Origin of the sequence: Bacteroides cellulosilyticus DSM 14838, assembly GCF_000158035.1 — a bacterium.
Taxonomy (GTDB): Bacteria; Bacteroidota; Bacteroidia; order Bacteroidales; family Bacteroidaceae; genus Bacteroides; species Bacteroides cellulosilyticus.
Map to the genome: position 1 here is coordinate 213,346 of NZ_EQ973492.1, position 11,290 is coordinate 224,635.

The 11,290-nt window shown below is 40.6% G+C and carries 9 protein-coding genes and 2 pseudogenes; 2 read left to right on the forward strand and 9 right to left on the reverse strand.

What is annotated here, in order from left to right; genetic code table 11:
• Positions 1-1,008 precede the first annotated feature (1,008 nt).
• Positions 1,009-1,077 (reverse strand): annotated as a pseudogene (locus BACCELL_RS27500) (N-acetylmuramoyl-L-alanine amidase); the annotation flags it as partial.
• A 374-nt stretch (positions 1,078-1,451) separates the two neighbouring features.
• On the opposite strand from BACCELL_RS27500, the gene BACCELL_RS18870 reads away from it, so the two are divergent.
• Positions 1,452-2,441 carry a DUF4373 domain-containing protein gene (locus BACCELL_RS18870; RefSeq protein ID WP_044154131.1) on the forward strand — a complete coding sequence of 330 codons (990 nt, stop codon included), beginning with the start codon at positions 1,452-1,454 and terminating at the stop codon, positions 2,439-2,441.
• On the opposite strand, the gene BACCELL_RS18875 is transcribed toward BACCELL_RS18870, so the two are convergent.
• From BACCELL_RS18875 to BACCELL_RS18895, 5 genes are all read right to left on the reverse strand, one after another.
• Positions 2,344-3,933, reverse strand: a complete 1,590-nt coding sequence (locus BACCELL_RS18875; protein WP_007213605.1) for an endonuclease/exonuclease/phosphatase family protein — start codon at positions 3,931-3,933, stop codon at positions 2,344-2,346. The genes BACCELL_RS18870 and BACCELL_RS18875 overlap by 98 nt on opposite strands.
• 38 nt (positions 3,934-3,971) lie before the next feature.
• Positions 3,972-4,430, reverse strand: coding sequence for a DUF3990 domain-containing protein (locus BACCELL_RS27505; protein ID WP_007213606.1), 459 nt, complete (start codon positions 4,428-4,430; stop codon positions 3,972-3,974).
• Entirely contained in the window at positions 4,427-4,672 is a 246-nt protein-coding gene (locus BACCELL_RS18885) for a DUF3791 domain-containing protein (RefSeq protein ID WP_044154232.1), read from the reverse strand. Before BACCELL_RS18885 ends, BACCELL_RS27505 begins: the two co-directional genes overlap by 4 nt.
• 139 nt (positions 4,673-4,811) lie before the next feature.
• Positions 4,812-5,996, reverse strand: coding sequence for an elongation factor Tu (gene tuf, locus BACCELL_RS18890; RefSeq protein ID WP_007213608.1), 1,185 nt, complete (start codon positions 5,994-5,996; stop codon positions 4,812-4,814).
• Between the two features lie 379 nt (positions 5,997-6,375).
• Entirely contained in the window at positions 6,376-7,233 is an 858-nt protein-coding gene (locus BACCELL_RS18895; protein ID WP_007213609.1) for a nitroreductase family protein, read from the reverse strand.
• 142 nt (positions 7,234-7,375) lie between these two features.
• Here BACCELL_RS18895 and BACCELL_RS18900 point away from each other — a divergent pair, with 142 nt between their 5' ends.
• Positions 7,376-7,696 carry a winged helix-turn-helix transcriptional regulator gene (locus BACCELL_RS18900; RefSeq protein WP_007213610.1) on the forward strand — a complete coding sequence of 107 codons (321 nt, stop codon included), beginning with the start codon at positions 7,376-7,378 and terminating at the stop codon, positions 7,694-7,696.
• Between the two features lie 35 nt (positions 7,697-7,731).
• Here BACCELL_RS18900 and BACCELL_RS18905 read toward each other — a convergent pair whose 3' ends face one another.
• The 3 genes and pseudogenes from BACCELL_RS18905 to BACCELL_RS18915 form a co-directional block, all read right to left on the reverse strand.
• A complete protein-coding gene (locus tag BACCELL_RS18905; RefSeq protein ID WP_007213611.1) occupies positions 7,732-8,637 on the reverse strand; it encodes a helix-turn-helix domain-containing protein in 906 nt (301 codons plus the stop codon).
• 58 nt (positions 8,638-8,695) lie between these two features.
• Positions 8,696-9,706 (reverse strand): aldo/keto reductase, encoded by a 1,011-nt coding sequence (locus tag BACCELL_RS18910; RefSeq protein ID WP_007213612.1) that lies wholly within the window; start codon positions 9,704-9,706, stop codon positions 8,696-8,698.
• Positions 9,707-9,825: 119 nt separating this feature from the next.
• Positions 9,826-11,059: pseudogene (locus BACCELL_RS18915) on the reverse strand (site-specific integrase).
• Positions 11,060-11,290: the final 231 nt, after the last annotated feature.

Here is an 11,290-nt window from a genome sequence, read left to right on the forward strand (position 1 = left end):
GTTGGAACCGAAAGGGCTTGAATTCATCAACTTTGCTCCGAGTATTACTTATACATTAGTTGATGAAGATTATGATTCAATGGGTACTGGTGATGGTGAGCCGGGTAAATATAATAATTTTGATAGTAAAATTTCTGCAGAGAAAATTACTTTCTATTTAACTACCTTTGCCAAGGTAAAGTTCCCATATGTGGAAAAAGGAAATACTATCGAGTTGACTTATAAGTATTACACGGAGGATAAGAAAACAGAAAATAGGACTGTACTTTATCAGTATAATGGGACTGAATGGGTTGCTTATGATCCCGAAGAACCGATTATAGAAATAGCAGATCGTATTACCGTAATGAAATACGATGGTACCTCATGGAAACTGACCAATTTGATTAGTGGCGTTATCAGACAGAAGATGGAATCTGAAGGATATACAGCTTTGGTTGCTTGGGTGAAAGAAAATAAACCCGCATTTATGAGTGATCAGAAAGATAATGAAGAATATTATTTTGGTGCTTCTGCAGGATACAATAATATTAATAATAATTATAGTACTTGGTCTAAATATTATAATGTAGATGGTTATCTGACCGGATTAGATAATGATGCTATTCAAGCAATTATGGATCAGCGTATTGCTGAGGGAATATCAGGTATTGTATTGCCTCTGATGGTAACTGATCCTGATCCTGACATGAGTTATGAGATTACCTATAATGTTTATGCAGGACGTGGTAAAGGTGATTATGCTATGTCATTCTATTATAATGCTGAAGAAGATAAGTATGAATGGGATGAATTGACACCTGTTCTGAAATAAAACTCTTAAGATTATATTTTATTGAAAGAGGCTGAATTCTAACTCCCTTTCCAAATAGAATCTATTTATTCTTACCCAAGTTTACGCTTTTTTGCGTATTCTTGGGTAAGTTTGTATTAGTAGGGGACCGTTATGGTAGTAGCAGCTATGGTAATCTGTTTCCACCGTTCCCTCTTCACCTCAAAGCACGGGCATTACTTCGTCCACTCCATTGGCTCCACCTCCCTGTTCCCATTGATGTCCGGACTTAAATCCGATGCCCCACTATTTACGCTTCGGGATAGCCCATCTTCAACGTCCCTAAGCGGGTGGCGGAACAGTGGACGACAATCTGATTAATTTTTCTCATAGAAACAAGTCTTATTTTATGTTTTTGCAGATTTATAGAAACCTACGTTTGCAGAGGCATTCCGCTATGTAAGCACTAATGAACTTCATATAGGGTTATTGTTTCTTGCGGGACTCCGCATTTTTTCTAACGCGATTATGTATTTTTAACATATATAGGTGATGTGCGGTTTAAGATGAAAAATCCTTTTCAGGAGCTCTCTGAAGGGGGATAAAGATCATAAGACCGTACATTTTGTCAGTTTCTTCAATGCTTATCTTTGTAGAGTCAAATGAAAAAATAAGAAATATGAAAAGAAACTTCTACCTTCAGCATCCACTAATGGCGATGCATGACCCCAGAATGCAGAATCTGCTGGCTAAGGAAACGCTTAAAGGAACTGGTGCCTATTGGTTTATTATTGAAAAACTGGAGTTATTGCCCGAGTCGCGTGCTCAGGTGGAATACCTGCGCTCTTTCTGTAAGGTCCATAAGATTTCTTTTGCTTATATCAAGAAAATCATTTTCGGATACCAGCTTTTCGACTTTGAAGAGGATGGCTATTTTATGCCTGCGGAACTGAATCCGATACATGAACGGACGGAACAAACGATATGTGAACGGCAGGTAAACTGTATTGCGACTGATGCGGATTGTATCGGAAGCTCAGAGAAAAAGGTTCGAAAAACGCTCAAAAACAAGCGAGAATCATCGAAAAAAGAGCAAAAAATGGCTGAAAACAGTCAAAAAGTGCTTAGGAATGAAGGGGAAAAAGAATGCTTATCGTCTGGTAAATCGCTGAAAAACAATAGTATTAGCTCAAATGAATATACTGCTAATAAAGAGAATATAAGAGATATAATAACAACAGCAGCAGCAAGAAAAGAAAAAAAGACTGCTGTTGCTGTTGTTGATGATTTATCTGCCGTAGCTTTGACGGAGAGAAACCGCACATTGTCGCCTGGAATATCGAGCTTTGTCATTCGGAATGTCGGCCTCATCATCCCGAATGACACACTTCAACGCCTCAATTGCCACACTTCACTGCCCCAACTGCCACACTTCAGTGCAGTAATTGCCACACCTCAGCACAGTAAATACCACACGTCACGCCTGATTGGGTGTGGCATTGGGGACGATGAAGTGTGGCATTCGAAGGCTGTTTCTGAAGTTCACATTTGCGGGAGGAATTTTGAAATTGTCAGGGGAGCACTGCCTTATACCGTGTACACCTGCCTTGTGCATCGTAAACACGTATCAGGTAGAAGCCACGCACCAGACTATTTACGGGCAGGGTGAAACGATTTTCTGCATTTTCGGTATTGCTAATGTCGTATGTGGCAATGATTTGCCCACTGATATTGACGATTTCGGCACGGCTGAGGCTGGTGTTGCTTACTAAAGTGAGGTAGCCGCTGCGTGGATCGCCTGTCAGGCGGATAGCGGGGCGGGAAATTGTCGGGGTTTCGATACCTGTGCTGCCGTTCCCCAGATTCAGGAAGGTGACGATGGGGCTGTGGTCGGAGCAGCGGTACATATTGTCTTTCTGTACGCCGCTTTGATCGACGTCCATTTTCTGTGGTTCGTCAGCGTTGATACGGAAGGGACGGGCATCGGTTACTTGCTTTTCAAGGGTACTTGTGGCCAAACTGTGATCCAGATAGCCTACTGCGTAACTGCCATTGCTGAAGTAAGCGTAACTGTACTGGTTTGGGGCGTAGGTGGTGAGCAGATTGACCAGACCACCGTTTTCGAGGGTACGGATGGGGTCTTCACAGGTATAGGCGTTCAGGTCGCCTACCACCAGGACGTCGGGATCATTGTAGGTTTTCGTGATTTCTTTGATGAACTTCAGAGTGGCTTCGGCTTCCTGCACACGGCGGGGATTATAGGCGCCTTGGCCGTCGCCTTTATCTTTGTATTGCTCCGGAACATTGCTGCCTGATTTTGATTTCCAGTGATTGCAGCAGAGGATGAAACGCTCCTGATTGCTGTTCAGTTGGAAACCTTGGGCGGTTTTGCGTTCCGGCAGGTAATTGTCGGCGAGTTTGTTCAGACTGATGGCGCCCACGGGGGTAACTGCGTCGCTATTGTAGATGAAGCAGGCCATGCCCTGCACGTTGTCTTTATAATAGCGTGTCTTGTATTTCTGGGTGTTGCAGTTCCGGTTCAGGAGCTGGCAGAGTTCTTCCAGTCCGGCGGCTCCTTCTACTTCCACAAGGGCGTAGATGTCGGCTTGCAGTGCTTGCAGGGCGAGGGCTACTTTGGGCAGCTTGAGGCTATAGGTGTTTACGTTTTTGCCGAAGTGTTCCAGGTTGAAGCTGACCACTTTCAGGTTGTACGTTTCCGGGGTGTCGCAGGAGGTGGGGCGTTCGTTGCCTTTGAATTCGGGTTTCCGGGTCAGGGTGATGGTGTATGTGCCGTTGCTGTAGCTGGCTTTTCCGGTCAGCCCTTCTATGGTTTGTCCGATGCGGCAGGTTCCGTCTGCATCGACGATGGGGAAGGAGCCTTGCTTTACGGTGAGTTGGTTTTTCTGGTTCTCCAGGTTCTTCTGATTGAACATATCTACACCCGGTTCGAACTTTTCGGTAGGAGTCCATAGCTGGCCGTTGGAAAAGGTCAGTGTGCCATACGTGTAGCTGTAGTTGTTTGTCAGCGTCAGGGTGTTTGTAATGGTTACTTCTTTCCCGTTCAGGGCGCTTGTTTTGAAGTCGTCAGGGAAAATAACCGGTTGCTGGGCAAACAGTAATATAGGGATCAGATCAAGAAGTAGAAGTAGCGGTCTTTTCATAAGTAGTTTCATTAGGTGGTTGAAATAATTTTCTGAAATTATCCTACTTTTCCTGTAAGCAATTCTTCTTTCAGGAAACTATATACATAGCCGGAGCTTTGATAATAGAGTCCGCTTTGTATATTATTAAGGCGTTCGAAAGTATCTGAATTATAGAAAATTTCAAAAGCTTTATCCATGTCATACCCGAAGTCTTGCATCAAATATATGATGATTTCGCGAGTCATTTCTTCTATTAAGAATTGAATTTGTTCTTGCTTTATCATAACTTCTTCAAATAATTGAGGGCTTTTTCTGTCCCGAAGAAATATTGAATTGTTTTCCCTTTGTGAAATTTTAATTCTTCTCCGAAGCTGATCTACCTTATGCATAGCCATTTCCTCTGCCTGTAGATAGTTGTCCGATAAATAAAAACCTTGTCCGAAATCCTTGTACGGTTTTGAACGTGATAGATCGGGGACATGTATTTCAATATTTGAACCATGAAATAATTTCATTTTAGCTTTCCTCCGTTATGTTGGCATACGGTGAGAATTTCATCTATAGCATCATCAAATGATTGAGTGTGCAGACTTTGATAGTGTTTACGAAGAAACTGCATACCTTTGAAACGGTTAATATAATTGAACGCTTGTTTCTGTCCCAAATTGAATCGCTTGGAAAATTCGGAAATGAGGGCTATTGTAAAGTTTAGCTCATTTACATCGGGTATCTGTATATTTGTTTTCTGTTTATCCATAAACGATGCTTTTTTATGTAATAGACAAATATAATTCTTTTCTTTGAAAGTATCCATAAGCATTATTTTAATTTCCTTATTTAATTCTTATAGATACCCCGCAGTTTGTACGGGGTATCTATGATATTACAGGGATTGTTCAATCAATTATTTTAGTTATCTGACCTGCTCCAACAGTGCGACCGCCTTCGCGGATAGCGAAACGAAGTCCGACATTTACAGCAACCGGATAGATAAGTTCTACATTTATTGTAATATTATCGCCGGGCATTACCATTTCAACACCTTCCGTCAGCTTAACCTCACCCGTTATATCGAGTGTCCGTATAAAGAATTGCGGGCGATAGTTATTATGGAATGGGGTATGCCTTCCGCCTTCTTCTTTTCTAAGAACGTAAACTTCGGCTTCAAAGCGGGTATGAGGTTTTACCGAACCGGGTTTGGCTATTACCATACCACGCTTTACATCGTCCTTGTCAACACCACGCATAAGTAAGCCCACATTATCCCCCGCACTTCCCGTGTCCAGTAGCTTCTTAAACATTTCAACTCCTGTACAGGTGGATGTAATGGTTTTGCCAAAGCCTATAATCTCGACTGGATCGCCAATGCTGATTGTACCTGTTTCGATGCGTCCGGTAAGCACCGTTCCACGACCTGTAACAGAAAACACATCTTCAACAGGCATGAGGAAAGGTTTTTCATTATCACGGGGTGGAATAGGAATATAATCATCTACTGCATCCATTAATTCTGTGATTTTATCTTCCCATTTCGGATCGCCGTTAAGTCCACCGAGTGCCGATCCGCGAATTACCGGAGCATTATCGCCGTCGAAATCATATTTTGTCAGCAACTCCCGAACTTCCATTTCCACAAGGTCTATTAATTCGGAATCGTCCACCATGTCGCTCTTATTAATAAATACAACGATCTTAGGAACATTCACCTGACGCATAAGTAATACGTGTTCATTTGTCTGAGGCATAGGGCCGTCAGTAGCAGCAACAACAAGGATTGCACCGTCCATTTGTGCTGCACCTGTTACCATGTTTTTTACATAATCCGCATGACCTGGACAATCAATATGTGCGTAATGTCTGTTCGCTGTCTGATATTCGACGTGCGAAGTATTAATTGTGATACCACGCTTCTTTTCTTCCGGCGCATTATCTATTGAATCAAACGAGCGAAGTTCAGAAAGACCTCTTTTCGCAAGAACTGTTGTTATTGCAGCAGTAAGGGTTGTTTTACCATGATCTACGTGACCTATAGTGCCAATATTTGCATGAGGCTTTGTTCTTTCAAATTTTTCTTTTGCCATAATTGAAACTTGTTAAAAATTAAACTATTTATTCTCAACTGATCAGATTGATTTTAATTGGTAGTGATTAGGTACAAAAAAGCCCCTCTCGTTTCCGAGAGAGGCTTTCGTATGTATTTTTGACATCTTATATCTACATAACGATCTTGTTCTCTCGGAAACATTCCAATAGATGCGACGATGAAGATGCTATATAAAGATTTGTATTCATTTCTTGTTTTTATACCTTACTTAATACCAATTTTATTGTTGATTATGCAAATATAAAACATTACTATATATTTGTCAAGTACATACTTTAATGTAAGGTACTAACTATTAAGTTAGTTTTGTTGGTTATATGATAATTAAGAAAGCAAATTTTATGAAAATATTTTAATCATAGTATATTTAGGTTTATTTCTTTCTTATCAATGTAATTAGGATAAATGAATTTAGGCATACCGAGTGCCATTCCGGCATGAATCTTTCCTTTTATACGAAGGTATTTCATTATGCGCTTATCCTGTCTTGCGGCCATATTTAAGAAACCTGTATATACCTGACTTACGTTTAAACTTTCAGCCATTAGCGAACCGTTTTGATAAGCTATGTTTGAATTTTCTATCCCGAAACGGTCAGATTCAGGTGTATGTATAAGTATTAATGCAGTAGCGCCACGCAATATAGGATCACTACCATTGTTCATTGCTTCCTGCATTGATATAAAAAGTGGAAGGCTTTTATATGTATTAGGCATCAATTTACTCAACAGAGGTTTAAGTAACGGATTTTGAAGTTTTTTAATCATACGGCCAAAAACATTCATCGTAATTTCAACCAGGTAACGCAGTTTTACAGGATCAGTTACAAGGGTAAATCCTACTTGTTGAAGGTTACCACCTGTTGGCGCCCGGTGGGCTGCTTTGAGTATCATATCGAGATATTCAAAAGGAACGGGCTTATCTGTAAAGGAACGGTTTGAACGTCGTGCTTTACAAAGCAACATAACTTGTTCGGGGGAAGGCATGGTTGCCCGATCTATGGCATGAATCTTTTCTTTGGGAAATAAGGAATGTACTATAGAACCGTTAGGGCATACTGCAGCACAATGCCCGCACCCTATACAAAAGCCTATATTATCAACTTGTGGAACGGAACCTCGATCCAACTTTAACAGAACACCCGACGGGCAAACTTTTACGCACTTACCACATTGTGTACAAGCGCTTTTGTCGATTTTTAGCGAAACACTCATTTGGTTAATATTTATATTTCTATTTTTTAATCCTTGCAAAAATAAATATTATACCATATATTTGTCAAGTACATACCTTAATGTAAGGTACTAACAATAAAGTTAGAATTACTGATAATCAATAGATAAAATAAATGAGATAATGAAAAAAAATCCGAGATGTGAAACCATACGCAGGGGTATGGATATTATAGGTAGTAGGTGGAAACTTATTATTATAGAATTATTAAGAGGTGGAACAAAGCGATACGGGGAGATAAAACGGCTTATGCCTGACACCAGCGAGAAAATGCTTATCAGCGAATTGAAATCCCTCACTGAGCTCGGATTTATTGAGCGCAAGTCTTACCCGGAAGTACCACCTAAAGTTGAATACTCTATAACTGAAAAAGGTAAAGGAATATATTCTGTAATAGATGTTATTTCAGAATGGAGTTTAAAACATATTGACCTGGAAGATTAATATGTCGTTTAATTCTTTTGTTATCAACAAGAGAATTAATTGTTATTCCTAAATGCTATCGGACTTATCCCCGTTTTGTTTTTGAAAAGCCGGGTAAAATATTGCGGGTATTCAAAACCAAGAGAATAAGCGATTTCGTTAATTGTTAATTCGGTTGTTGAAAGCAACACTTTCGCCTTTTCAATCAGGCAATCGTGAATATGTTGCTGTGTAGTCCTGCCCGTCAACGTCCGTAACATATCATTCAGGTAATGAACGGAAACATTCAGTTGCGACGCCATATCATTGACAGCCGGAAACGTGTTCGACTCGCTATTGAAATATTCCGTCAGGATGTTTTCAAACCGGGTTAGCGTATCGGATTCGACAATTTGGCGAGTGATAAACTGCCTATTATAAAACCTGTCGGCGTAGTTAAGCAATACATCTATTTGCGAGACAATGATTCCCTGACTATGTTTATCAATAGGGCGTTGGTACTCCTTATTGATATTACCGAATATTCCGTCAATCATTATTTCTTCCTCCTCAGAAATATGCAGTGCTTCGTTTGTCTGATAGGAAAAGAAACCATATTTGGATATAGCCTTACTCAATGGATATTTCCGTATAAAATCGGGATGAAATACCAGGAACCAACCCGTCATACCGGATATGTCGGGTTGTTCTTCAAATGAATAGATTTGTCCCGGAGCAGAAAAAGTCATTAGTCCTTTATTGAAGTCATATTGCCGATAACCATACCGGACTGTGCCAGTTATGTTTTTCTTGATAGCTATGCAGTACAGATTAAAAACGACCGGCCTTCCGTCGGGAGTACCCCGATTTTTCCCGGGGACAAACTCTATAATATCTATTAGAGGATGTCTTGATTCGGCGTACCCCATTAACTTGCTTAGATCGCTGATGTTATTTATTATAATCGGCTCTTTATTTTTCATATAACGACTTGAATTATTGCATAAAAATAGTCATATTCAACTTCCGGAACAAGTCTTATTACAGGTTTACCATTGCCATACCGCTGTCGTCATAACGTCCTCCAGTTACACTTCCGAGGGGCACGATAGATTCCAAGCGTTCTATTTCAGTTTGGGCAAGCACAATTTCCGACGCTTTGATATTTTCTTCGAGGTATTTCCTTCGTTTCGTTCCCGGAATAGGAACTACACCCTTAGAGAAAAGCCATGCTAAAGCAAGTTGCGTGGAAGTAACACCTTTTTCCAATGCCATTTTATTTATTTCCTCTACCAATTCAAGGTTTTTATAGAAAGCGTCTCCAATAAATCTGGGCAATGCCCTACGTGTATCTGTCGGACTAAAATCATCCGGAGATTTAATCTCTCCCGATAGGAATCCGCGTCCTATCGGAGAATAGCTTACAAAGCCTATTCCCAGCTCTTTCAGCGTTTCAAAAATGCCGAGTGTTTCTATCTCTCTCTCGAAAAGTGAATATTCGGATTGCAGGGCAGTAATGGGATGTATATTGTGCGCTCTACGGACTGTTTCTGCGGAGGCTTCGGAAAGACCGATATAACGTACTTTGCCGGATTTAACCAATTCGGCCATTGCCCCTACTGTTTCCTCGATAGGCGTATTCGGATCGACACGGTGCAGATAGTAAAGGTCGACATAATCTACACCTAAGTTTTTCAATGACCTGTCTATTGCCTTTTTGACATATTCTGGCTTACCGTTGATTTGCCATGTTATCTGGTCGTTATCGTCGATCTCCCAACCAAACTTTGTAGCAACGATGTATTTGTCCCTGTTGCCTTTTATGCCCTTGCCTACTAAACGCTCATTGAGTAGAGGGCCATAAAGGTCTGCCGTATCGAGAAAGTTCATTCCCAACTCCAGTCCCCTGTGAATAGTGCTGATAGCTTCGTTTTCGTTCACCGGGCCGTACATATCATTACCGACTATTCCGGTCATACCCATACAACCTAAGCCTTCCATTGGAATGACAAGTCCCTGGCTTCCTAATTTTACTTTCTTAATTGTGTCCATATCTTCTGATATTAATTAATACTCGTACAAAATTAGTCGGTAGTCATTTGGTTGTCATTAAACATTTCTGAGGTTTTTCTATACAAAAAGTATCTTATCCTTTTTTATACCCCCTTATCTCATAACCTTTCCGTTATCTGTTTTTCCAGAGATTCCAGTTTATGAGAAAGAATTTCCATATCTTGACTGATTTTTTCATTCGTTATCTTGGCATATATTTGGGTCGTTTTAATGTTTGTATGCCCTAACATTTTACTGACCGTTTCTATCGGAACTCCCTGTGACAGAGTAAGTGTAGTCGAGAAGGTGTGCCTTGCAAGGTGGTAGGTTAAGCGGGTTTTAATCCCGCATTGTTTGTCTATCTTTTTTCAGAATGTTATTGCAAGTACCATTGCCCGGTACAGGAAATAGGCGGTTATCCCGGCAATAGCCTTTGTATTTCTCTATTATCCGCTTCGGAACTTCCAACAGCCTGATACTTGAATCGGTATTGGTTTTCTGTCGGCGGGTTATTATCCATAAATGACCGTCAAACGAGGTTTTAAGATGGTCTTTTGTTAGATTCTTCACATCCGAATAACTAAGTCCCGTAAATACTGAAAACACGAATAAATCCCTTACTAATTCATATTGGGCGTTCTTCATCTCGGCGTTCACAATCGAGTTCAGTTCTTCTTTGTTCAGAAATCCCCTGTCTGTCTGCTCCGGCTTTATCAGGTATCCCGCAAACGGATTAATCGTTATTTGACCGGAATTTCGGGCTATGGCTACTATATGTTTAACCCCTATCATATAGTTCCATATTGTGTTAGTACAACATTCCCTTTCTGTTCGCAAATAATGTTCAAAACCATTGAAAAAAGCAAGATTCAGTTCTTTCAGGTAAACATCATCCCGCTTGTATTCATGCCGGATATAGTTTTCCATATGCTTATAAATCGTACAATAATTGGAATAGCTTGATTGCGACCTGCTATAACCTACTTTCCGTGAAAATTCTTGGTTATGGTTAGCAAACAAGACTAAGAACGTATCTTGCTTTACATCTAAACCCAGATAGGCATTCTTTACCTTATCGGCGGTAACAAAGCCGTCCGCTTGCATTACTTCTTGATAGTGGCGGTTAATATCCACACGGATTTTATCCAACGCAAGATTGGTCTTTACTGCTAATGTGCTTTTACCCGTCAGCCGTCCGGTTTTGGTATCCCAAAGGTCAGGCGGTATGGTCATTTTACAACTGAACTGACTGATTGTTCCGTCTACTGTGATTCTTCCCATTACTGGAACTGTTCCGTCCGGTTTGGGGTTGTTCCGTTTGAGATAAAACAGAACCTTAAAAGTACTTCTCATGTTACTCAAAGTTTAATTCGACAAAATTAGTTTACTCTGAGTTATAAGAGGTTATGAGCGATAGCGCAAGAGGCAGACAGACAATGCCTTATGAGCAATTGCGCTTTTGTTGCGAGGTAATGATGTGGTAATCGAACTTTGTCGTATCTTTGCCTATGGTCGGCTTTGAGTGCCATAAAAGAATAGTCAAACAAAGGACGTTATCCGCACATTATCAATCGGTTGTCCTCG